The organism is Agrobacterium leguminum, assembly GCF_015704895.1.
Taxonomy (GTDB): domain Bacteria; phylum Pseudomonadota; class Alphaproteobacteria; order Rhizobiales; family Rhizobiaceae; genus Agrobacterium; species Agrobacterium leguminum.
Genome location: NZ_JADQWB010000007.1, coordinates 215,995 through 239,736 on the forward strand (window position 1 = coordinate 215,995; position 23,742 = coordinate 239,736).

Here is a 23,742-nt window from a genome sequence, read left to right on the forward strand (position 1 = left end):
TTTTTATTCCGCCGTCGTATCGACGGGTTTTCGAAATGCCTCAGCCAGATCGCCGGGCAGCGGGCGCTTCAGGTTGATGCCGTTTGGCGGGATCGGCGCGTTGAACCATTTGTCGTAGATTTTCTCGATTTCGCCGCTCTCATAGATTTGGCCGAGCGCTTCGTTGACGGCGTCGCGGAAGCCGGTATCGCCGTGGCGGAGCATCAGGCCATAGGGCTGCGGCGGGGCGAGATATTCATCGGAGATGACGTAGTCTTCCGGCTTGCCGGTCTCGGCAACGAAGGATCGCAGAAGTATATCGTCCATGACGAAGGCCGAGGCGCGGTTTTCCGTCACCATGTCGAAACTGCCCTCGGTGCTGTCATTTTGAAGAACCGCGACGTTCAGCCCCAGCTTGCGATTGAGCACGTTGAGTTGGGTGATGTTGATGGTTCCCGTCGTCACCACCACCGTTCGCCCGGCGAGATCGGCGACGGTGTTCAGGCCGCTCGATTTCAGCGCCACATAACGGGTGCCGGTGATGAAGTGGCTGTAGGAGAACCACACGGCCTTGCGTCTCTCTTCCGTATTCGTGCTCGCCACGCATTCCATGTCCATCGTGCCGTCGTTGAGAAGCATGATGCGGTTGCTGGGTGTGCGCTTGACGAACTCGACCTTCAGTTCCGGCAGGCCGAGCTTTTTCTTGATGGAATCCGCCACTCTCAGGCATAGCTCGATGCTGTAGCCGATAGGCTCTGGCCCAGTGCCGAGATAAGAAAAGGGAATATTGCGATCGGCATAACCGAGCTTGATGGTGCCGGTTCTGGCAATGGTTTCAAGTGTCGGCGGTTGGGCATCCTCGCTCACCGCCTGGGCGGGAAGAAGACTTGAAAAAACGAGTATAAGCCATAATGTCGATCTCTGCATCGCGCATCTCCAGCCAAAGAATCCGTCAAAACATTTTCATGAAAATCGATACGGCTTGACGCCTTGCGCTCTCAGTCCTGGTATTCGCTCGGATGTTCGTATGCCTGTTTCAGAGAAGCGGCCATCGGCAGGTTCAGGTTCATGCCGTTTGGGGGAATGGGCTTGGTGAACCACTTTTCATAAAGGCCATGAATGACCGGCCCGGTGAAAATATGCCGAAGGCTTTCATTGACCGCTGCCTTGAAACCGGGGTCGTTGCGCCGGAAAACCAGGCCATAGGGTTCGGGGGCGCTCAGCGTTTCCTCAGAAAGCGCATAGAGGTCCGGATTCTCTGAGGTTGCCGCCAGCGCCGCGAGCAATATGCCATCCATGACAAAGGCGGAGGCCTTGCCGGAAACCACGAGTTCGAAGGCCTCCTCATTGGTTTTCGTCGGCATCACCGAGATATTGAGGTTCTTCGCCCGGTTCACGGCATTGAGCTGCTCGATATTGACGGTGCCGGAAGCGGATGTGACGGACCGCCCGGCGAGATCGGCAAGGCTTTTCAGATTGTCCTGCTTGCGGGAGAGAAACTGCGTCGCGGTCATGAAGTTGGGATAGGAGAAATCCACGATCTTGCGGCGTTCGCTATTATTGGTCGTGGCCGCGCATTCAATGTCGATCTGGCCGCCGCGGACAAGAATAAAGCGGGTTGCGGGCGTCGCCTTGACGTATTCGAGTTCGATCCTGTCGAGCTTCAGCTTCCTGCGAATATCTTCGCTGATCGCCCGACAAAGATCGGTCGAGAAACCGGTGACCTCCCCATTCGGCAATTGATAGGAAAAGGGCGGTTCGGCATCGCGATAGCCGATGCGGATCTTTGCGGTTTTGGCGATCTGCTGAAGCGTGTCGCCTTCGCCGGCAGCCTGGAGAGGCGTGATGGGAGCAAGGCATGTGAGGAAAAGGCAAAATACTGAAAGACGCATTTTATGTCCTCTGGGCCGGCGGCCGGTTTCTCAAATGGCTTTTTGCGGTGGGCAATAGGTTTCCTGTGTCGGTCGACCGATATCGCCGAATTCATCCTTCGCAATCGGAGCGATGACGGCGCGGTTCTTGAGAATGCGGGCAAGCGGCGCGGGCTCGGCAAAATAATAACCCTGCGCTTCGTCGCAGCCGGAAAGCTTGAGCGCTTCGACCTGCTCCCTGTTTTCAACGCCCTCGGCGGTGACCTTCAGGCCGATTTGTTCAGCCATGTCGATGACAGTGTTGACGATGGCGGAACACATGGGATTGGAGGGCAGGCCGGAGACGAATTCCCGGTCGATCTTGATCTTGTCGAAGGCGACATGGGTGAGCGTGCTGAGCCCCGCATAACCGGTGCCGAAATCGTCAAGCGCGAGGCGAACGCCCCGTTCCTTCAGCAGTTTCAGGGCTCGGGCGCTGTTATCGCGCTCCAGCATGACCGTTTCCGTCACTTCCAGCTCAAGCCGTTCCGCCGGGAAGCCGGATGCTTCAAGCGCCCGGTCCACAATCGGGACTATTTCGTCATTACTGAGTTGAACGGCGGATAGATTGACCGCAAGCCTGATATCCTTCGGCCACGTCATCGCATCCCTGCAGGCCTGCCCCAGAACCCACTCACCCAACGGCTTGATGAAATTGTTTTCTTCGGCAAGCGCGATGAAGCGGTCCGGTGCGATGAGGCCAAGCTTGCTGTGCCGCCAGCGGGCCAGCGCTTCATAAGCGACGATGCGACCGCTCTGCAGATTGACAACCGGCTGGTAGTGCAGCTCGAATTCCTGGTTTTCGAGCGCAGATTTCATGTCTATTTCCAGCGCATGCTTGTGCTGCGCCGCCATGTCCATGCCGGGCTCATAAAAGACGAAATAGCCGCAGCCCATGGATTTCGCCCGGTAAAGACCGAGATCGGCATGTTGCAGAAGCTGCGTTGCGGATGTGCCGTGGCCCGGCGCGCAGGCGATGCCGATGCTGGTGTCGATGCTGATATCGCTGCCTTCAAGGCTGAAACTGCGCGAAACGGCATGGACCACCCGCGCGGCCAGCATCGCCGCATCGCTCTCGCAGTCACCGTTTGCCGATTGTATGATCGCGAATTCGTCGCCGCCGAGACGGCTTACCATGTCGTTTTCACCCAGCACGGCAGAAATCCGTGAGGCCACCGCCACCAGCAAGGCATCGCCGGCGGCATGTCCGAGTGTATCATTGACGGCCTTGAAGCGGTCCAGATCGAGCAGCATGACATTGAACGGCTGGCCTGACGCGGCAAGCTGTTCGAGGCGGTTTTCCAGCGTCTTCATCAGCAGCACGCGGTTTGGAAGTCCGGTCAGCGCATCGTGATGGGCCATATGTTCCAGCTGCTGCGCCATATCGCGTATCTGCCGCAGACGTCCGCGTTCCAGAACCGCCTCGCGCAACGTCTCGATGGCGGTGGCCATGTCGCCGATCTCGTCTCGCCGCTCCTGAAACGGCGTGGCGACATCCGTTTCCTCGCGGGCGATCCGAAGCGTCGCCTGCACCAGCGCCGGGACCGGTTTCAGGAAATGCCGGGCGATGACGGTCACCAGCACGCCGGTGACGGTCAAGACCACGATCAGCGCGGCGAGCGAATTATAGATGAGCTTGCGCTGCGCGCCATAAAGCGCGTCCGAGCCGCCGATGCTGACGGCGACCGCGCCGATGGGTTTCTTCGTTTCCGTGCTGATGATCGGCAGCAGGCCGATATAATGGCTGGATTCGCCGATATTCGCAAAACCGGTGGAAAAACGCGCGGCGACCGCATCCCGGGAAAAGATGGGATCGGTGGCGAGCGGCTTTTCATCGTCGTCGGTGGCGTTGTCGAAAGCCGCCGCGATCTGCCGGAAGCCGGAATCCGCCTCGTCATATCGGAAAAGCCAGACGGCATTCTTGGTCTGTGCGCCGATAAGCGCGAGAACGTCGCTGGGGTTGAAGCCGGTGACGAGAATGGATTCGTCGTCGCCGATGGGCTTGTCGGTCAATATGCCGTTGACCTGCCCGTCGGCATCGGCGGTGACGCTGACATAGGTGTAGATGCTGCGAAGCGTGGCGCTGGCGATCTGCGAATTGACGCGCGCCTGGTTGAGCCATTGCTCGCTGGCGGCGGCGACGAACATATACCAGCCGACAAGTGCGCCGATGCTGTAGGAAAAGATCACGCCGCCGAGGAATATCAGGGTTATCTTGCTGGCGAGCGAACGCCGCCGCGAAAACCGGCCTGTTTCCGGCTGCGTTGGCGAGCGAAGCGTGTGGCCCGGTTCAACCTGTCTATCTGTCCCGCGATAGGCAGTCTCTTCCATTCGCGATAGTCCCCCGCGATGTCGCGTTATAATTGTTATATGGAATTTTATAGGGCATGCATTTCAATGCTGTCTGCTAAATAATTCAACAAAGTTTAGATGCGATTAAGAATTAATCCGTCTTTTTATAGTCGTAGCTTATATAAGAGATGGCGTTCCTGCACCTCAGGTTGAAAAAATCGGAGGTTAGAAATGAATCGTCAAGGATAAACTCCAAAATTCTGCCATCTCCGCCATGTTTCCCGATCCGGTATGTCTCTCATCGATAGCGCGGCGATTGGCCTTGCCAACTGGCCGATAAACGGCATGTTGTGCGCAGCATGCCGCTTTCAGGGGAGATATCATGGCTCATAAAGGCAAAAACATCGCGCAGCTTTCCGTTCTCCTCCAGAGCGGCCATCTCGATCCGCGTGCCCTGGCGGAAGAGACGCTGGATGCGATCGGCGGAGAGGACGCTCAGGCGATTTTTGTCGAGTTGACGGCAGCGCGGGCGATGTCGGAGGCGGAAGCTGCGGCAAAACGCCTTGGTGAGGGCCGTTCCTGTGGTGTGCTCGATGGTATTCCGGTGGCCTGGAAGGACCTGTTTGACCTTGAAGGCATGGCGACCACGGCGGGATCGACGGTGCTTGCCAACGATAAGCCTGCGTCGCGCGACGCGGATGTGGTGACGGCGCTGAAACAGGCTGGCATGATCTGCATCGGCCGCACCAATATGAGCGAATTCGCGTTTTCCGGTCTCGGCATCAATCCGCATTACGGTACGCCACGCAATCCTGCTTCTACGGATGGTCACCGTCTGCCGGGCGGCTCTTCGTCGGGTGCGGGCGTCGCCGTGGCTGCCGGTCTGGTGCCGGTGGCGATCGGCACAGATACCGGCGGATCGGTGCGTATTCCCGCTGCCTTCAACGGCGTGGTGGGTTACAAGGCAAGTCGTGGCCGTTATTCGATGCGCGGGGTTTATCCCTTGGCGAAAAGCCTCGATTCGCTCGGCCCGCTCACGCACACCGTACAGGACGCCGTCTGGGTGGATGCCGCCATGCGCGGCAAGGCTGCTGCCGATCTCACGCGCGCACCCCTTTCCGGCCTGTCTCTGGTGGTGCCGGAAACTGTCTTTTTCGATGGCATCGAGGATGGCGTCGCAGCCGCTTTCGAGCAGGCGGTGGAACGTCTCGTCCGCGCCGGCGCCTCGGTGCGGCGGCAGGCATTCCCGATTTTTTCGGAACTGTTCGATCTTATCAGGGAAAAGGGTGCGCTGGTGACGGCGGAGGCCTTCGCCCTGCACAAGACCCGTCTGGAAGGCGCCGACGCCGCCCGCATGGATCCGCGCGTGGTGGCCAGAGCAGGGCTCGGCGCGAATATTTCCATGCCGGACTATATCGCCATCATCGAGGCGCGCGAACGCATGACGGCGGCGTTTTCGGGCATGATTGGCAGGCAAGAACTGCTGGTGTCGCCGACATTGCCGCATGTCGCGGCCAAGGTCGCGCCGCTTCTCGAGAGTGACGATGCCTTTTTCGCCATGAATGCGAAGACCCTGCGCAACACCCAGATCGGCAATTTTTTCGATCTCTGCGGTGTTTCGATTCCCTGCGGAACCGGCGATGCGGGCATGCCGGTCGGCCTGCTGCTTTCCGGCCTGCACGGCACTGATGACCATGTGCTGGGTGTCGCGATGACGGCGGAAGAAATCGTTCGGGGCTGAGGAGAAGGCGGTTCACACAGCCATACTCCGTCACCCGGGATTTGATCCGGGGTCCAGCGCGATCAAGTCCTTGATCGCGAAAGACTCCTGACGCCGCGCAGACGCGCGGCTGCTGGATGCCGGATCAAGTCCGGCATGACGGAGAGAGTACTTGGCCGCCTACTCCCATAGCCTCACCGCGCCGCCCAATTCGCGCCACGGCGGAACATGGTCTTCATCTGCGGCACGGCGAACTCCTTGGCCTGATGGCCGAGCGCCGAATAGAAGACCCGGCCCTTGCCGTATTTGCGTTTCCAGACCACCGGCATCACCACGCCGTCGATCCACCAGGCATGATCGCCGGTGAATTTCGTCGTCGCGAGAACCTCGTTGGAGGGGTCGACATGCATGTAATATTGCTCCGACGTATAGGGGAAATCGGAAATCCCCTCCATCAGCGGGTCGTCGGGACGAGTGATGTTGACGTGGTAGTCGATGATATTGCCGGGATGGGCAACCCATTGGCCGCCGATCATGAACTGATATTCGACGCATTCGCGGAAACTGTCGCCCGCACCACCGTGGAAACCGGCAATGCCGACGCCGTTTTCCACGGCGGCGGTGAGATTCTTGATCTCTTCCTTCTCGATCTTCGACATGGTGACGATGGGTACGACGAGGCTGAGATCATGTACTGAAGGATCGGCGAAGGCCTCCGTGCTGTGCTCTACATAGACCTTGAAACCGTCCTCCTCCAGCATGTCCTTGACGATGGTGGCGCATTCCTGCGGTTCGTGGCCGCTCCAGCCGCCCCAGACGATGAGTGCTTCGCGCATTTATTTCCTCCTCCGGATTATTTGCCGAGCTGGCCGTCGACCAGCGATGTTTCAAGCGGAGCAGGGCGCTCCGCCTTGGTGGTGATGGAAACGGCGGTGCCGCTGTTCGATGCCGTCTGGAAGGCCTCCATGACCTCAAGCACATGAAGGGCAAGATCGCCATTGGCGCGATGCGGGCGGTTTTCGCGGATCGCATGGGCCATGTCGGCGACGCCTATCGAGCGGTAATTGCCGTCGGCATAGGGTGACGACAGCGCCTGCGGCTCGAACTGGCCGCCCTTTTTCAGCAATTGCACCTCGCCGCCGAAATGGTTTGGATCCGGCACGATCAGCGTGCCTTCAGTGCCATAGAGTTCCAGCGGCACATGTTTGTGGCCCGCCACATCGAAGCTCATGCCCACCTGCACCACGGCACCATTCTGGAACGCCAGCACGCCGGAGACATGGGTGGCAACATGAACGGGGATTTTTTCGCCGTTTTTCGGCTCGCTGGTGATGAGGCGCTCATTGCGCGGCGCGATGGCAAAGCCCGCCACTTTGGCGACCGGGCCGAACAGGTTGACGAGATCGGTGATGTAATAGGGGCCCATATCCAGCATCGGCCCGCCGCCGACTTCGTAATAAAAGGCCGGGTTGGGATGCCAGCGCTCATGGCCGGGGCACATAAAGGTGGCCGTTCCGCCGACCGGCTGGCCCAGCACGCCCTCATCGATCAGCCGGCGTGCGGTCTGGTGCCCGCCGCCGAGGAATGTATCCGGAGCCGAGCCGATGCGCAGGCCCTTGGCCTCTGCCGCATCCGCAAGGCGTTTGCCCTCGGTGAAATTGATGCCGAGCGGCTTTTCGGAATAGGCGTGTTTGCCGGCGTCAAGCGCGCGCAGTCCCACCTCCACATGCGCCTTGGGGATCGTCAGGTTGACGATGATCTCCACGGCAGGATCGGCGAGAAGCGCGTCGATGCTGGTTGCCTTAAGGCCGAATTCATCGGCGCGGGCTTTCGCGGCCTCCGCGTTCATATCCGCAAGACCGCGAATGTCGAGAATGGGAAACGACGCCATGGCCTTGAGATAGGCGCTGGAGATGTTGCCGCAGCCGATGATGCCGATACCGACCCTGTTCATGTGATTTCCTCCCGTAAATCAGAAATGTCTGAGCCCGCCGCTCTGCCCTGATGGCTAAAGCGCCGGCCCCGTTGTGTTCCATGGCGATTCGTAAAGCTCGTAGAGCGCGACCGCCGCAGCCCCCTGCGCCCAGAGCTCGTCGCTCGCAATGTCGAAAACCAGCTCGGCGACGCCGGCCAGTGAAGGCGGCACGGCGGCGTTGTAGCTGTCACGAATACTGGCGATGAAGGGTTCGCCAAGCTCGAGGCTGGAGCCGGTGATGATGACCCGCGGCGGCGCAAACAGCGTGACGATATTGGCAAGCGTCAGGCCCAGCGCCGCGCCGGCGCGCAGGGCTGCCGCAATGAGATCGTGATCTTCAGCTGCAATCAGCGCATGGGCGTGCTGCATGCCGCGACCAAGCCGGATCGCCTCGGCAAAGCGCCCGTCCACCGGGCGCGAGCCTAAAATGGCGTTTTCACCCGCCTGGCTCGCCAGCCGTACCGTGCCATCATTGGCAAGGCCGATGACGAGATCGCCGAGATTGTGGCTGAGGCCGCCGGCGCCGCGAAACAGCTGGTTCTGGTGCAGAACGCCAAGCCCAAGCGTCTGTTCGAGCGAAATCAGCACCATGTCTTCCAGATCGCGGGCATGGCCGAACCAGTGGTGGGCGAGCGTGATGGCGTGGGCGTCGCTTTCGATGATGGTCGGCGAATTCAGCCGCGCCGTCATTTCCTCGGCAAAATTGACGTTCACTTCCCGCAATATGGGGCTGCTGCGGATTTTCCCGGTGCGGTGTTCGATGACGCCGGGCAGGCCGAGGCAGACCATGTCCACATCCTCAAGCGAAAGACCGGCATCGACGACGCAGCGCCGCACCCCGTCCTCCACCAGATCGGCGATGACGCCGATGGGCTGGCGGTCGACACGGATCGGCAGGGCAAGCGTCGAAAGCACGTTGCCGCAGAAATCGGTGACGACGAAGACCATGCGGCTTGCGGCGATCTTGGCGCCCACCACGCGGGCCGCATCCGGGTTCAGTTCCAGCATCACGCGCGGCCTGCCGCGTGCGCCTTCAGTGCGGATATCGCCGATATGACGGGTGAGGATAAGCCCGTCATCGAGCAGCGAGGCGGTGATCGCCGAAACGGTGGTGGTGGAGAGCTGCGTTCTTTCGCTGATTTCCACCCGCGAGATCGGCCCATGGCGGCGGATGCTGTCCAGCACGCTTAGCCTGTTGATCGCGCGCATTAATTCGGGGTCTGCGGTCTTCATGGGGTCCTGCTGCGATCGGGTTCGATCTAAAACGAATTTATATCGGATTGCGGATTAAATAACGTCTGCCGGGAGGGGTGTGTCAAGCCATCAGGGTAAAAAATCAGCAACCCGCCTTGACATTGGGCAGGGTGTGGGGTGAATTAATCCGCATTGGGGAATAAATGGTGAGGAACCCCAGGGAGGATCACGAACATGACCTATTGGCACGCAGGCGCAAGCCTGAGCGGCAGGCGGATCGCCTTTGCCGCAACGACAAGCATAGCCCTGATGTTCGGCGCGGCCAGCGCCTCGGCGGCGACCGTCGTTAAATGGATGCATGTGGAATTGGACCCGAAATCCGTGGCTGTCTGGGAGGAGATTGCCAAGGAATACGAGGCCAAGCACCCCGATGTCGATATTCAGCTGCAGTTCCTGGAAAACGAGGCTTTCAAGGCAAAATTGCCGACGCTGCTGCAATCCAACGACGTGCCGGATTTCTTCTATAGCTGGGGTGGCGGCGTTCTGGAGGAGCAGTCCAAAACCGGTGCGCTGAAGGATCTGACCGAAGTTTTCGACGCCGATGGCGGCAAGTTGCGTCAGGCCTATAATGCATCCGCAATCGACGGCCTGTCTTTCGATGGCAAGGTCTGGGCCGTGCCCTACAAGGTCAGCCTCGTCAGCTTCTTTTATAACAAGGCGCTGTTTGCCAAGGCCGGCGTGAAGGCGGAAGACATCAAGAGCTGGGACGATTTCAGCGCCACGGTTAAGAAGATCAAGGAAGCGGGCATCGTCCCGATTGCCGGCGGCGGCGGTGAGAAATGGCCGATCCATTTCTACTGGAGCTATCTCGTCATGCGCAATGGCGGGCAGGCCGTGTTCGATGCCGCTCGCAAGGGCGAGGGCGAAGGTTTTATGGATCCGGCGATCATCAAGGCGGGTGAACAGCTGGCCGAATTCGGCAAGCTCGAACCCTTCCAGCCCGGTTATCTCGGCTCCACCTGGCCACAGGCGCTTGGCGTCTTCGGCGACGGCAAGGCGGCGATTATTCTCGGTTTCGACAATACGGAAGCCAACCAGCGCAAGAATGCCGGTGACGGCAAGGGGCTTGCCGCCGACAATATCGGCCGCTTCGCCTTCCCCGTTGTCGAGGGCGGCGCGGGCAAGGCCACCGATACGCTGGGCGGCCTGAACGGCTGGGCGGTCACGAAAAACGCGTCCAAGGAAGCAATCGATTTCGCGACCTTCCTGACCAGCAAGGAGAGCGAAGAAAAGATGGCGGCTGCCGGCATGATTCTGCCGGTTGCGAGCGGGGCGGACGGCGCGGTGAAGAACCCGCTGCTGGCGGATTCAGCGAAGCAGCTTGCCGCCTCCACCTGGCACCAGAACTTCTTCGACCAGACGCTGGGCGCCGCCGTTGGCCGTGTCGTCAATGATGTCTCCGTCGAGATCGTTTCCGGCCAGATGAGCGCGGAAGAGGGCGCCAAGCAAATTCAGGATGCTTTCGAGCTTCGCTGATTGTGTTCCATGACGGCGCCGCGCGGGACGCGGCGCCGCAATATCTGCCTCCATGAAAGCGGATAGAGATGACGGATATTTCCATGACTTCTGCGTCGATACCGGCGCGCGGCGCGGCGAAGACAAAGCGCAGGCAAAGTTCGGTCGCGCATGACCGGGCGCTGACCCTTCTGGTCTTCCTGCCGCCCGCCCTGCTGCTCTTTACCCTGTTCGTCATCCTGCCCATGGGCGAGGCGGCATGGTACAGCCTTTACCGCTGGAACGGCTATGGCACGCCGACCGATTTCGTCGGTTTGAGGAATTTTCAGGTCCTGTTCGGCAATGCCGCCTTCTCGCAGGCCCTGCTCAATAACGGCCTCATCATCCTGATTTCCGTATTGATCCAGATCCCGCTGGCGATCTGGCTTGCGATGATGCTGGCGCACCGCATTCCCGGCGTCGTCGCCTTCCGGCTGATCTTCTTCCTGCCCTATGTGCTGGCGGATGTCGCAGCCGGTCTGATCTGGCGTTTCGTTTATGACGGCGATTACGGTCTGTTTGCCGCCATCTCCAATTTCTTCGGCTTTGCCAATCCTTACGTGCTGGCCGACAAGGATGTGGCGATCTATGCCGTGCTCGGCGTCATCGTCTGGAAATATTTCGGATTTCACATGATGCTGTTCATCGCCGGCCTTCAATCCGTCGATAAGAATGTGCTGGAAGCCGCCGAAATCGACGGCGCTTCCGGCTGGCAGAAATTCCGTTATGTCACGCTGCCGATGCTCGGCTCCACCGTTCGCCTCTCCGTCTTCTTCGCGGTGATCGGCTCATTGCAGCTCTTCGACATGATCATGCCGCTCACCGGCGGTGGGCCGTCCAACTCCACACAGACCATGGTTACCTTCCTCTATACCTACGGCGTCATGCGCATGCAGGTGGGACTTGGCAGCGCGGTCGGCGTCGTTCTTTTCATCATCTGCGTGACGCTCGCCTTCGGTTACAAAAGGATTTTCATGCGCCATGACTGACACATCCACCTCCGTCCGCATGCCGCTGCAAACCAAGCTTTATCTCTATATATCGCTGAGCCTGATCGCGGCCATCGTGCTTATCCCGTTGCTCACCACCGCGCTTGGCGGCTTCAAGACGCTGGGAGACCTGCGCGTCAACCCGTTTGGCATTCCGGCCGAATGGCAATGGGCCAATTACGGCGATATTCTCTTCGGCAAACGCTACTGGCTGCAAATCTTCAATTCGCTTGTCATCGCGCTGTTGACGGTGTTCCTGACGCTCACCGTTTCGGCCATGGCCGCCTTCACCTTCGCGCATGTGAAGTTCTTCGGCTCGTCCTTCCTGCTGAATTATTTCCTGCTGGGGCTGATGTTTCCAGCGGCCACCGCCATCCTGCCACTGTTCATCCGCATCCGCGACCTCGGCCTGCTCGATACCTATTGGGGTGTGGTGCTGCCGCAGGTTGCCTTCGGGCTTGGCATGAGCATTCTCCTGTTCCGCAATTATTTCCGCAATCTGCCGGAGGAGCTGTTTCAGGCCGCTTTCGTGGATGGCTGCGGGTATCTGCGCTTCTTCTGGCACATTTCCATGCCGCTTTCGCGGCCGATTGTGGCGACCGTCGGCATCGTGTCCTTCGTTGGCAGCTGGAACAGCTACATCCTGCCGCTGATCATGCTGAATTCGGAATCGAAATATCCCTGGCCGCTCGGCATCATGGTCTATCGCGGCGAATTCGGCACGGAATGGCAGCTCGTTCTCGCCTTCATCACGCTGACGATCCTGCCGACCGTCATCGTCTTCTTCCTCGCACAGAAACACATCATCGCGGGCCTGACGGCCGGTGCCGTCAAATCGTGACTTGAAAGGAGCAAAACATGGCTTCCGTCGAACTTAGGGATATCCGCAAGTCCTATGCCGCGCTCGATGTCATTCACGGCATCTCGCTTGATATTACGGATGGCGAATTCATCGCGCTGGTCGGCCCTTCCGGCTGCGGCAAGTCCACCCTGCTGCGTATGATCGCCGGGCTGGAGGAAATCACCGATGGGGATATTCTCATCGGCGACAAGGTGGTCAATGGCATGACCCCGCGCGAGCGCAACATCGCCATGGTGTTCCAGTCTTATGCGCTTTATCCGCATATGACGGTGGCCGAAAACATGGGCTTCAACCTGAAGCTCGCCGGCCAGCCGAAAAACATCATCGAGGAGCGCGTGGCGGAAGCCGCCCGTATGCTCGATCTCGGCAAGCTTCTCGACCGCAAGCCCTCGCAGCTCTCCGGTGGTCAGCGCCAGCGTGTCGCCATGGGTCGCGCCGTGGTGCGCAATCCGGCCGTCTTCCTGTTCGATGAGCCGCTGTCCAATCTGGATGCCAAGCTTCGCGTGCAGATGCGCAGCGAGATCAAGGCGCTTCATCAGAAAGTCGGCACCACCTCCATCTATGTCACCCATGACCAGATCGAGGCGATGACATTGGCGGACCGGGTCGTGGTGCTCAATCACGGCCGCATCGAGCAGCAGGGCACGCCGCTCGAACTTTACAAGACGCCCGCCAATCTCTTCGTCGCCGCCTTCATCGGCTCGCCGGCCATGAACCTCATCGAATGCGTGGTCGATGGCGAGGGAGACCAGCCGGCGGCCCGGCTGAAGGACGGAACCGCGATCCGCATTGCCGCCTCCCGAAAGGTCAAACGCGGCCAGCCGGTGACGATTGGCTTGAGGCCGGAACATATCGGCTCGGCCATCGGCGGTGATGTGTCGCTCTCCGGCCGGACGCTGCTGGTGGAGCCGACGGGCGCACAGACCCATGTGATCTTCGAACTGGCGGGCGATCATGTGACGGCGGTGGTGGATGGCGAGCAGCCGGTCAAGGTCAACACTCCCTTTGTCGCCACCGTGCACCATGAGCGTGTGCACGTCTTCGACAGGGCGAGCGGACTGGCGCTTTAAGCGCCTTCCGCATTTTCAATGAAATACGGAAATTCTCTCGTCTCTCCGCTTTTGGGGCTTGTTTGAAAATCACGAGCGGTTAGCTTGGCGCTTGGGAAAAAAGCGGATTACCGCGAAACTGTATCGATGCAGGAGGAGATTTTTATGAGAACGATCAAGGGGCCGGGTCTTTTTCTCGGCCAGTTTGCCGGCGATGCCGCACCCTTCAACAGCTGGGACGGCATTACCAAATGGGCGGCGGAAAAAGGCTACCTCGGCGTGCAGGTGCCGACCTGGGCTGGGCAGCTGATCGATCTCAAAAAAGCAGCGGAATCGAAAGATTATTGCGACGAGTTCGCCGGTGTCGCACGCCAGAACGGCGTGGAAGTGACCGAGCTTTCCACCCATCTGCAGGGTCAGCTCGTCGCCGTTCACCCCGCCTATGACGAGGCCTTTGACGGTTTTGCTGCACCGGAAGTGCGCGGCAACCCCAAGGCGCGTCAGCAATGGGCGGTGGAGCAGGTGAAGCTTGCGCTGAAGGCGTCGAAAAACCTTGGCGTCAAGGCGCATGCGACCTTCTCCGGTGCGCTTGCCTGGCCCTTCGTTTACCCGTGGCCGCAGCGCCCGGCTGGTCTGGTGGAAACAGCCTTTGACGAGCTGGCGAAACGCTGGACGCCGATCCTCGACTATGCCGATGAGCAGGGTGTGGATGTCTGCTACGAAATCCATCCCGGCGAAGACCTGCATGATGGCGTGACCTTCGAGATGTTCCTGGAGCGGGTGAAGAACCACAAGCGCGCCAACATGCTCTACGATCCCTCGCATTACATTCTGCAATGCCTCGATTATCTCGACAATATCGATATCTACAAGGACCGCATCAAGATGTTCCACGTCAAGGATGCGGAGTTTAACCCGACCGGACGGCAGGGCGTTTATGGCGGTTATCAGGGCTGGGTCAACCGCGCGGGCCGGTTCCGTTCGCTGGGCGACGGGCAGGTGGATTTCGGTGCGGTTTTCTCGAAAATGGCGGCCAATGATTTCGATGGCTGGGCCGTGGTCGAATGGGAATGCGCGCTGAAGCACCCTGAAGACGGTGCCCGGGAAGGAGCCGAATTCGTCAAGGCGCATATCATCCGCGTCACGGAAAAAGCCTTTGACGATTTCGCATCGAGCGGCACGGACGATGCGGCCAACCGCCGTATGCTTGGGCTTTGAGAGCATTTCAGGGGAGATATTATGGCTATTGAAGGAAAGACAACCGACAAGGCGAACAGGCGGATTCGCCTTGGCATGGTGGGCGGCGGTTCGGGCGCATTTATCGGCGGCGTTCACCGCATGGCCGCGCGGCTCGACAATCGCTTCGATCTCGTGGCGGGGGCTCTGTCCTCGACGCCGGAAAAATCCCTCGCCTCCGGCCGTGAGCTGGGGCTCGATCCCGAGCGCTGCTACGGTTCGTTCGAGGAGATGGCCGAAAAGGAAGCGCTGCGCGAGGATGGCATCGAGGCGGTGGCGATCGTCACCCCCAACCATGTGCATTATCCGGCGGCCAAGGCGTTTCTGGAGCGCGGCATCCATGTCATCTGCGACAAGCCGCTGACCTCCAATCTGGAGGACGCCAAAAAGCTGAAGCAGGTGGCCGACAAGGCCGATGCGCTGTTCATCCTGACGCATAATTATACCGGCTATCCCATGGTGCGGCACGCGCGGGAACTGGTGGAGGCCGGTGAACTCGGCAATATCCGTCTGGTGCAGATGGAATATCCGCAGGACTGGCTGACGGAAGCGGTGGAACAGACCGGTGCGAAACAGGCTGTCTGGCGCACCGATCCGGCGCAATCGGGCGTCGGCGGCTCCACCGGCGATATCGGCACCCATGCCTATAATCTCGGTTGCTTCATTTCCGGTCTGGAAGCGGATGAGCTGGCGGCGGATGTGCACACCTTTGTCGAAGGCCGCCGGCTGGATGACAATGCGCATGTGATGCTGCGCTTCAAGCAAAAGGGCGGCAAGCAGGCGGCCAAGGGGCTGCTCTGGTGCAGCCAGGTTGCGGTCGGTCACGAAAACGGGCTGAAGGTGCGTGTTTATGGCGACAAGGCCGGCATCGAGTGGACGCAGGCGGACCCCAACTATCTCTGGTTCACGAAGCTTGGCGAGCCCAAGCAGTTGATCACCCGCGGCGGCGCCGGGGCAGGGGCTGCCGCAGCACGCGTCACCCGCATTCCGTCCGGCCACCCGGAAGGTTATCTCGAAGCCTTTGCCACTATCTATACCGAGGCGGCGCATGCCATCGAAGCCCGCCGCAGCGGCTCGGCGCTCGACAAGGCGGTGATTTACCCGACCGTGGATGACGGGGTTAAAGGTGTCGCTTTCGTAACGGCCTGCGTTGAGTCCGGCAGGAAGAATGGCGGCTGGGTGAAGCTGTAAGACAAGGTTGCCGCGTATTTCTTCTCCCCGCTGTCGGGGAGAAGATGCCCTTGGCGTCATCTGCCGATGGGATCAGTTGACGCGGGTTGATTGCGTCTGCACCCTTTCCGTTATGGGGCAACCGTCCTGAAGCTTGGTCCAGGACGAAACGTTGAGCTTCATCTCGCAGCGCGCGAGATAAGAACCGCCGTCGACCTTCAGGCAGGATGTCTGGCCGAGCTGGAACATGACGCCGCGATTTCGGCATTTGCAATTGTGGGCATCCGCCAAAGTCGGAATAAGGGCCAAGATCAGGCCAAGTATGAGCACTCCAGGTCGCATGGCTGAGGCTCCAAAGGATCTCCAGCCAGATTACTCCTGTCCGAGGGCATAGTCAAAACGTCTTCCCTCCACGATCCACGCGCCGGAAAGCCCGTAATCGTTGCGAACTTCTCCGCTATCACCCGATCAAAATCGCGCGGATATCATTCACATTCGTCAGCGTCGGCCCCGTCACGACAAGGTCTCCTGCTGCCCTGAAAGCGGTGTAGCTGTCGTGGCCCACGAGCGACTGACGCGGATCGACACCGGCTTCGCGCATGCGGGCAAGCGTGTCCGGTGTTACTACCGCACCCGCCGCATCCTCCACGCCGTCTATGCCGTCGCTATCGCCGGCAATGGCCCAGATGCCGTCCGCACCTTTGAGCGTCAGCGCAAGGCTCAGCAGGAATTCCGTATTGCGGCCGCCCTTGCCGGCCGGTCCCTTGCCGCCAACGCCCCTGTTCAGCGTGACTGTGGTTTCACCGCCGGAAAGCAGCACGGCCGGGCCCTTGACCGGCAGGCCCTTGCGGCTGGCGGAAAGCGCGATGCCGGCCATGACAGCGCCGACATCTTTTGACTCGCCTTCCAGCGAATCCCCGAGGATGAGCGGCGTAAGCCCGAGCTTTACGGCCTCATCCGCCGCCGCCTGCAGGGCGAGCGAAGGAGCCGCGATGAGCCGGATATCTTCCTCGATATCGCCTGTCTTCGGGGTTTCCTCGCCTTTTTCCAGCACCTTGCGCACGTTTTCGGGAAGATCGAGCGCATAACGGGAGACGATTTCCCGCACGGTTTCGATATCGCTCGGATCGGCGACCGTCGGGCCGGAGGCGATTTCGGAGGGATCGTCTCCCGGCACATCGGAAATCAGCAGCGAAACAACCCTGGCCGGTTTGGCAGCCAGCGCCAGCCGCCCGCCCTTGATGCGGGAGAGATGTTTGCGCACGGCGTTCATTTCGGAAATCGTCGCGCCGCTGGCCAAAAGGGCACGATTGACGGCCATCTTGTCGGCAAGCGTCATGCCTTCGGCCGGCGCGACCATCAGCGCCGAACCGCCGCCGGAAATCAGTGCGATGACCATGTCGTCGGCGGTCAGGCCTTCAACGGCGGCGAGAATGCGTTTTGCCGCTTCCGCGCTCTTATCGTCCGGCACCGGATGCGACGCTTCTATGATCTCGATGCGCCCGGCCGGGACGGCATGGCCGTAACGCGTCACCACCACACCGGAAAGATCGACATGTGGCCATGCCGCTTCGAGCGCGGCAGCCATGGCGGCGGAAGCCTTGCCGGCGCCCACCACCACGCAGCGGCCTTTGGGCGGGGAGGGAAGGTGGTGTTGCAGCACCTTTGCCGGGTCGGCGCTTGCGACTGCCGCCATGAAAATCCGGTTGAGGGCGTCTTTTGCGCTGTGATCGTTCCATGCGCTCATCGGTTCATGCTCCGACCCAGAGGAAGCCGAGCGCGAACAATGCCGGCAAAGCCTGAATGAACAGGATCTTCATATTGGCAGTGATGGCGCCGAAAATACCGGCCACCAGAACGCAGGCGAGGAAGAAAACCTTGAAGCTCAGCCCTTCATCGCCCTGCATCAGCCCATAGATCAGCCCCGCTGCGAGAAAACCGTTATAAAGCCCCTGATTGGCGGCAAGCACCTTTGTCTGCCGGGCAAAATCCGCCGAAAGACCGAAGGCCTTGCGGCCGGCTGGTTTTTCCCACAGCAGCATTTCCAGAATGACGATGTAAATATGGATGGCCGCAACCACGGCAATCAGAATGCTGGCGATCATCGGCGGTTTCCTCCAAACCATGATGTCCGTTGCCGGCGGCTGTCAGGGTAAAACAGGTGGCGAGCGGACAATTCCGTTTTAACGGCAGGGCAGAGGGCCGCAAGGCCAGAATCCTCTCTTCCCGTGCAAACTGTTGAAGACCGGCAGCCTATTGCTTGACTCTTTGTTGAAATAGGAACAAAACAAGAACAATAAAGATGAATAACCGGAATTGAAACCTGTCATGCCATGCAAAAGCGCGCGGATCAGTTGCTCGTTGTCGAAGAGCTGCGTGAAAGGCTGGAAAGGATCGGTAACGGCGCTCCGCGCCTGCACGAGACCTTACCTTTCGGCGTGGATGCCATCGACCATCGCCTGCCGGGAGGCGGGCTGAAGCTCGGCTGCCTGCATGAGGTGAGCGGCGGCAATAGCGCTGCCGATGGCGCGGCGGCCGCCCTTTTTGCGGCCGGTGTGGCGGCAAGGCTTTCCGGCAAGGTTTTATGGTGCGTCACCCGGCGGGATCTGTTCATGCCGGGGCTGACGCAGGCAGGCCTGTCGCAGAACCGGGTCATCATCGTTGAATGCCGTGATGAGAAAGGTGTGCTCGACTGTTTCGAGGAGGGTTTGCGCTGCAACGGCTTCGGCGCGGTGATGGGCGAAGTGGCAAAACTGCCGATGAACGCCTCGCGGCGGCTGCAACTGGCGGCGGAAACCTCCGGTGTTACAGGCATCGCCATCCGCCGTTTCCGTCGCGCCGCCGATGCGGCGCTGTTCGGCGAGCCGACGGCGGCGGTGACCCGCTGGCGCATCTCCGTCCTTCCTTCTTCGCCCTTGCCGGTGCCGGGGGTGGGCAGGCCGCGCTGGTTTCTGGAACTTTTGCGATGTCGCGGCGGCGAAAGTGCCGAATTTGAAGTGGAAGCCTGTGATGCAAAGGGTCGTCTCGCTCTACCTGCCGACATGGTCGACGGATCGCTTCCGGCGTCTTTCGGGCAAGGACGCGCCGCCGGTTGAAAAACCACTGGTCATGATCGGCCGCCAGGGCAGCCGCCGGCTGGTGCTGGCGCTCGACAAGGCGGCAAAGGCGGCGGGCATCCGGCCGGGCACGCCGGTCAGCAAGGCGCAGGCGCTGGTGCCGGGCCTTCTCGTGGAAGATATGGATGCGGCTGGTGATACCCGCGCGCTGCAGCAGCTGGCCTTTCATTTCCTGCGCATCTATGCCCCCATCGTTGCGGCCGACCCGCCGGACGGGCTGGTGCTGGATACGGCGGGGGCGGACCATCTGCACGGCAATGAGGCGCTGATGCTGAGCGGCATGGTCAACCGCCTGCATGCCGCCGGCTTTGTCGCCCGCGCCGCCATTGCCGATAGCTGGGGTGCTGCCCATGCGCTGGCCCGTTTCGGCCGTGAGGAAATCAGCATCGTGCCACCGGGCGGGCAGCGGGCGGCGATCGGCGGCTTGCCGCTTTCTGCGCTCAGGCTGGAAGAGCGTATCGTTTCCGGGCTGAAGGTGCTCGGTTTCCGCAGTATCGGCGAGCTGACCGATGCCCCGCGTGCACCGCTGACCCTGCGTTTCGGGCCCGAACTTGTGCGCCGTCTTTCCCAGGCTTTCGGAGAGATCGGCGAACCCATAGAACCGGTGCGCGTGGCCGAGTTGGTGGAGGTGCGGCGCGCCTTTCCCGAACCCATTGCAGCGGCGGAGACGATTGCCCGTTACACGCAAAAACTGGTTGCGGAGCTCTGTGTCGCGCTGGAAAAGCGCGGCCTCGGCGCCCGCCGTGTCGATCTGGTGCTGCACCGGGTGGATAGCGGCCTGCAGGCGGTGCGGGCCGGCACCTCCAGACCGGTGCGCGATGTCAAGCAGCTTGTCCGGCTTCTGACCGACCGTATCGACACCATCGATCCCGGTTTCGGCATCGAGATGGTGGTGCTGACCGCCACCCATGCCGAGCCGCTTGTCGCCGCGCAGGCCCGATCCTCGCTTCTGGAGGAAGGCCGTGCGGACATCGCCGATACGGTCGATGTTATTCTCAATCGCGGCCACAGGGTCTATCGTTATGCGGCGGTGGCAAGCGACGTGCCGGAACGCTCCCTTGCCCCCGTTGCGGCGCTTGCGCCTGAGGATACGCTCGGCTGGCCCGGCCACTGGCCGCGTCCGGTCAGGCTTTTTGCAAGACCGGAACCCATCGAGACGCTGGCGCTGCTGCCGGATCATCCGCCGCGTTATTTCCTCTGGAAAGGCGTGCGCCACAATGTGCGGCGCGCCGACGGGCCGGAGCGGGTGTTCGGCGAATGGTGGAAACGCGACCGGGAAAAGGCCGCTGTGCGCGATTATTTCACGGTGGAAAATGAAAGCGGCGAGCGCTTCTGGATTTTCCGCTCCGGTGACGGCGAACATGCCGAAACCGGCTCGCAGGGCTGGTTCATCCACGGGGTTTTCGCATGAATACGCCGCTTTATGCCGAACTTCAGGTGACCACGCATTTCTCCTTCCTGCGCGGTGCAAGCTCCTGTGAGGAGCTGTTCGAACAGGCCAAAAATCTTGGCATCGAGACGCTGGGCATCGTGGATCGCAACAGCCTTGCGGGCATTCCCCGCGCTTACGAAGCCGCCAATAATCATGGCATCCGCCTCGTCATCGGCTGCCGGCTCGATCTGGATGATGATATCTCCGTGCTTGCCTATCCCATGGATCGCCCGGCTTACGGCCGGCTTTGCCGGCTGCTTTCCGTCGGCAAGAAAAGAGGCGGCAAGGGCAAATGCCGGCTGACATGGGATGACCTCGTCGCCTATGGCGAAGGCCTGATCGTGGTGCTGCTCGCCGATCTGGCCGACGATCTCTGCGCCCTTCGCCTGCGGCGACTGAAGACAGCCTTTGCGGACCGGGCTTATATGGCGCTCAGCCTCCGAAGGCGGCCCAACGACCAGATGCGGCTTTTCGAATTGTCGAACATGGCGGAAGCGGCTGGTGTGCCGACCGTGGTGACCAATGACGTGCTGTTTCACGTGCCCGAGCGGCGCATGCTGCAGGATGTCGTCACCTGCATCCGGCACAATTGCACCATCGATGAGGCCGGTTTCCGGCGCGAACGCCATGCCGACCGCTATATGAAACCGCCGCAGGAAATGCACCGGCTGTTTGCCCGCTACCCCGAGGCGCTCTCCCGCAGTCTCGAAATCGCCCGACGTTGCACCTTTTCACTGAAGGAACTGGTCTATCAATATCCCGAGGAGCGCACCCTGCCGGGGCTGACGGCGCAGCAGGCGCTGGAAAAGCTCGTCTGGGATGCTGTGCCGGGGCGGTATCCGAAGGGTTTGCCGGAGAAGGTGGAAAAGGCGCTCAAACATGAGCTGGCGGTTGTCGGCAGGCTGCAATATGCCTCCTATTTCCTGACCGTGAATGCCATCGTTCGCCATGCGCGCTCGAAAGATATTCTATGTCAGGGACGTGGTTCGGCGGCCAATTCGGTCATCTGTTTTGTGCTCGGCATCACCGCCATCGATCCTGCCCTTTTCAGCAATCTCGTCTTCGAACGTTTCGTTTCCGAAAACCGGGGCGAGCCGCCGGATATCGACGTGGATTTTGAACATCAGCGGCGCGAGGAGGTCATCCAGTGGGTCTATGACACCTACGGCCGTGACAAGGCTGCGCTCTGCTCCGTTGTTACCCGTTATCGCGGACGCGGGGCGCTACGCGATGTCGGCAAGGTTTTGGGCCTGCCGGAAGATCTGACGAAGCTTTTGTCCTCGCAGGTCTGGCGCTGGAGCGAGGGGGTGGATGAAAAGCAGGTGAAGGAGCTGAACCTCAATATGGAGGATCGCCGCCTGAAGCTTGCTTTCGAGCTTGCCAACCAGCTTGTCGGCACACCGCGTCACCACAGCCAGCATCCGGGTGGTTTCGTCTTGACCCATGACCGGCTGGACGAACTGGTGCCGATCGAACCCGCCGCCATGGATGACCGCCAGATCATCGAATGGGACAAGGACGATATCGATGTCGTGAAGTTCATGAAGATGGATTGCCTGGCGCTTGGCATGCTCTCCTGCATGAAGCGCGGCTTCGACATGTTGGAGGCACGCACGGGAGAGAAATACGATCTCGCCGCCATGCCGCCGGATGACAAACCCACCTATGCCATGATCCAGAAGGCCGATACGCTCGGCACGTTCCAGATCGAAAGCCGGGCGCAGATGTCGATGCTGCCGCGCCTGAGGCCGAAGGAGTTTTACGACCTTGTCATTCAGGTCGCCATCGTTCGCCCCGGCCCGATTCAGGGGGATATGGTCCATCCCTATCTACGCCGCCGGCAGGGAAAGGAGCCGGTCCTTTTTCCGAAAAAAGAACTTGAAAGCGTCTTGGGAAAGACGATGGGTGTTCCGCTGTTTCAGGAGCAGGCGATGCGGATCGCCATGGATTGCGCCGGCTTCACCGCAGATGAGGCTGACCAGCTGCGCCGCGCCATGGCGACTTTCAAGAATGTCGGTACCATTTCCAAATTCAGGGAAAAGCTCGTCATGGGCATGGTGGAGCGCGGTTATGAGCAGGACTTCGCCGAACGCATCTTCAAACAGCTCGAAGGTTTCGGCAGCTATGGTTTTCCCGAAAGCCACGCGGCATCCTTCGCGCTGATCGCCTATGCCTCCTCATGGCTTAAATGCCACCATCCCGATATTTTCTGCACGGCGCTTCTCAATTCACAGCCCATGGGGTTTTACGCCCCGGCGCAGATCGTGCGCGATGCGCGCGATCATGGCGTGGAGGTGCGCCCGGTCTGCGTCAATAACAGCCGTTTCGATTGCACGCTGGAACCGACGGGAAAGCGAGATGTCAATGGCAAAGAGCGTTATGCCGTGCGGCTCGGCATGCGTCTGGTGAAGGGGCTTTCCAACAATCATGCTGCCGATATCGTCGCCGGCCGGCAGGACCGGGCTTTTGCCTCGGTGGATGATCTCTGGCGCAGGGCCGGCGTTCCTGCCGCTGCCCTCGTCTGTCTGGCCGAAGCCGATGCCTTTCTGCCGTCGCTTTCGCTTGCCAGACGTGAAGCGCTCTGGGCCATCAAGGCTTTGCGCGATGAGCCGCTGCCGCTTTTTGCCGCCGCCGCCAGCCGGGAAAATGCTGTCGTGGACGAGCTTCAGGAACCCGCCGTCGCGCTCAGGCCCATGACGGATGGCGGCGAGGTGGTGCAGGATTACGGTCATGTGGGGCTGACGCTACGCGAACATCCCATGACCTTCCTGCGGCGCGATCTTTCCCGCCGTCGCATCGTCACCTGCGCGGAGGCGGTGCGGGTCCGTGACGGCACATGGCTGGAAACGGCGGGGTTGGTGCTGGTGCGCCAGCGTCCCGGTTCGGCCAAGGGCGTGATCTTCATGACGCTGGAGGATGAGACGGGCATTGCCAATGCGGTGCTGTGGGTCAAGACCTTCGAAAAATACCGGCGTGTGGTGCTGTCTGCCGGCATGGTCGGCATTTACGGCAAGATCCAGCGGGAAGGCGAGGTGGTGCATCTGGTCGCCCACCGGCTGACCGATCTGTCGGAAGCGCTGGCAAGTGTGGGCGAGCGTAACCACGCATTCCCCCTGCCGCATGGGCGCGGCGATGAGTTCCACCACGGCATGCCGCCGGAAGATCATCGCACTATTAAGGAACGCCTGCCGGCTACAGTCGATGATGAAGATGAGGTGGAGCGGATAAAGGTCATTTCCCGCAATTTTCATTGAAAAGGCGGTT

At 60.6% G+C, this 23,742-nt stretch carries 19 protein-coding genes; 10 read left to right on the forward strand and 9 right to left on the reverse strand.

Features of this window, described 5'->3' with window-relative positions; translation table 11 throughout:
* Positions 1-3 precede the first annotated feature (3 nt).
* The 3 genes from I3J13_RS13245 to I3J13_RS13255 all read right to left on the reverse strand — a co-directional run bounded on the left by I3J13_RS13245 (position 4) and on the right by I3J13_RS13255 (position 4,220).
* Positions 4-906, reverse strand: a complete 903-nt coding sequence (locus I3J13_RS13245) for an amino acid ABC transporter substrate-binding protein (protein WP_196379083.1) — start codon at positions 904-906, stop codon at positions 4-6.
* Positions 907-977: 71 nt separating this feature from the next.
* Positions 978-1,871, reverse strand: coding sequence for an amino acid ABC transporter substrate-binding protein (locus I3J13_RS13250; protein WP_196379084.1), 894 nt, complete (start codon positions 1,869-1,871; stop codon positions 978-980).
* Positions 1,872-1,901: 30 nt separating this feature from the next.
* Entirely contained in the window at positions 1,902-4,220 is a 2,319-nt protein-coding gene (locus tag I3J13_RS13255) for an EAL domain-containing protein (protein ID WP_196379085.1), read from the reverse strand.
* A 343-nt stretch (positions 4,221-4,563) separates the two neighbouring features.
* Between I3J13_RS13255 and I3J13_RS13260 the strand changes: the two genes are divergently transcribed.
* Positions 4,564-5,922 carry an amidase gene (locus I3J13_RS13260; protein ID WP_196379086.1) on the forward strand — a complete coding sequence of 453 codons (1,359 nt, stop codon included), beginning with the start codon at positions 4,564-4,566 and terminating at the stop codon, positions 5,920-5,922.
* 173 nt (positions 5,923-6,095) lie between these two features.
* Here I3J13_RS13260 and I3J13_RS13265 read toward each other — a convergent pair whose 3' ends face one another.
* From I3J13_RS13265 to I3J13_RS13275, 3 genes are read right to left on the reverse strand one after another with little or no spacing between them, the layout of a single operon-like run.
* Complete coding sequence (locus tag I3J13_RS13265; RefSeq protein ID WP_196379087.1) at positions 6,096-6,737, reverse strand: ThuA domain-containing protein; 642 nt, start codon at positions 6,735-6,737, stop codon at positions 6,096-6,098.
* Between the two features lie 17 nt (positions 6,738-6,754).
* A complete protein-coding gene (locus tag I3J13_RS13270) occupies positions 6,755-7,855 on the reverse strand; it encodes a Gfo/Idh/MocA family protein (protein ID WP_196379088.1) in 1,101 nt (366 codons plus the stop codon).
* 54 nt (positions 7,856-7,909) lie between these two features.
* Positions 7,910-9,109, reverse strand: a complete 1,200-nt coding sequence (locus I3J13_RS13275) for an ROK family transcriptional regulator (RefSeq protein WP_196379089.1) — start codon at positions 9,107-9,109, stop codon at positions 7,910-7,912.
* 195 nt (positions 9,110-9,304) lie between these two features.
* Between I3J13_RS13275 and I3J13_RS13280 the strand changes: the two genes are divergently transcribed.
* The 6 genes from I3J13_RS13280 to I3J13_RS13305 all read left to right on the forward strand — a co-directional run bounded on the left by I3J13_RS13280 (position 9,305) and on the right by I3J13_RS13305 (position 15,951).
* Positions 9,305-10,606 (forward strand): ABC transporter substrate-binding protein, encoded by a 1,302-nt coding sequence (locus I3J13_RS13280; RefSeq protein ID WP_196379090.1) that lies wholly within the window; start codon positions 9,305-9,307, stop codon positions 10,604-10,606.
* Between the two features lie 68 nt (positions 10,607-10,674).
* On the forward strand, positions 10,675-11,613 hold the full coding sequence (locus I3J13_RS13285) for a carbohydrate ABC transporter permease (protein WP_196379091.1): 939 nt from the start codon (positions 10,675-10,677) through the stop codon (positions 11,611-11,613).
* The gene (locus I3J13_RS13290; RefSeq protein ID WP_020809465.1) at positions 11,606-12,454 is read left to right on the forward strand and encodes a carbohydrate ABC transporter permease; all 849 of its coding nucleotides are present in this window, start codon (positions 11,606-11,608) and stop codon (positions 12,452-12,454) included. The genes I3J13_RS13285 and I3J13_RS13290 overlap by 8 nt, the downstream gene beginning before the upstream one ends.
* A gap of 17 nt (positions 12,455-12,471) precedes the next feature.
* Positions 12,472-13,545 carry an ABC transporter ATP-binding protein gene (locus I3J13_RS13295; RefSeq protein WP_059757335.1) on the forward strand — a complete coding sequence of 358 codons (1,074 nt, stop codon included), beginning with the start codon at positions 12,472-12,474 and terminating at the stop codon, positions 13,543-13,545.
* A 144-nt stretch (positions 13,546-13,689) separates the two neighbouring features.
* Positions 13,690-14,742, forward strand: a complete 1,053-nt coding sequence (locus tag I3J13_RS13300; RefSeq protein WP_196379092.1) for a sugar phosphate isomerase/epimerase family protein — start codon at positions 13,690-13,692, stop codon at positions 14,740-14,742.
* A gap of 21 nt (positions 14,743-14,763) precedes the next feature.
* Positions 14,764-15,951: a Gfo/Idh/MocA family protein gene (locus I3J13_RS13305; protein WP_196379093.1), complete on the forward strand. Its 1,188-nt coding sequence runs from the start codon at positions 14,764-14,766 to the stop codon at positions 15,949-15,951.
* Positions 15,952-16,023: 72 nt separating this feature from the next.
* On the opposite strand, the gene I3J13_RS13310 is transcribed toward I3J13_RS13305, so the two are convergent.
* The 3 genes from I3J13_RS13310 to I3J13_RS13320 form a co-directional block, all read right to left on the reverse strand.
* Positions 16,024-16,272, reverse strand: a complete 249-nt coding sequence (locus tag I3J13_RS13310; RefSeq protein WP_196379094.1) for a hypothetical protein — start codon at positions 16,270-16,272, stop codon at positions 16,024-16,026.
* Between the two features lie 118 nt (positions 16,273-16,390).
* Positions 16,391-17,677: a glycerate kinase type-2 family protein gene (locus I3J13_RS13315; protein ID WP_196379095.1), complete on the reverse strand. Its 1,287-nt coding sequence runs from the start codon at positions 17,675-17,677 to the stop codon at positions 16,391-16,393.
* 4 nt (positions 17,678-17,681) lie between these two features.
* Positions 17,682-18,035, reverse strand: coding sequence for a DUF1304 domain-containing protein (locus tag I3J13_RS13320; RefSeq protein WP_196379096.1), 354 nt, complete (start codon positions 18,033-18,035; stop codon positions 17,682-17,684).
* Between the two features lie 228 nt (positions 18,036-18,263).
* On the opposite strand from I3J13_RS13320, the gene I3J13_RS13325 reads away from it, so the two are divergent.
* Genes I3J13_RS13325 through I3J13_RS13335 form a run of 3 tightly spaced genes read left to right on the forward strand, consistent with a single transcriptional unit; the run spans position 18,264 to position 23,732 of the window.
* Entirely contained in the window at positions 18,264-19,025 is a 762-nt protein-coding gene (locus I3J13_RS13325; protein ID WP_196379099.1) for an ImuA family protein, read from the forward strand.
* Positions 18,940-20,457, forward strand: coding sequence for a Y-family DNA polymerase (locus I3J13_RS13330; RefSeq protein ID WP_196379100.1), 1,518 nt, complete (start codon positions 18,940-18,942; stop codon positions 20,455-20,457). The genes I3J13_RS13325 and I3J13_RS13330 overlap by 86 nt, the downstream gene beginning before the upstream one ends.
* Positions 20,454-23,732, forward strand: a complete 3,279-nt coding sequence (locus I3J13_RS13335) for an error-prone DNA polymerase (RefSeq protein ID WP_196379101.1) — start codon at positions 20,454-20,456, stop codon at positions 23,730-23,732. Before I3J13_RS13330 ends, I3J13_RS13335 begins: the two co-directional genes overlap by 4 nt.
* Positions 23,733-23,742: the final 10 nt, after the last annotated feature.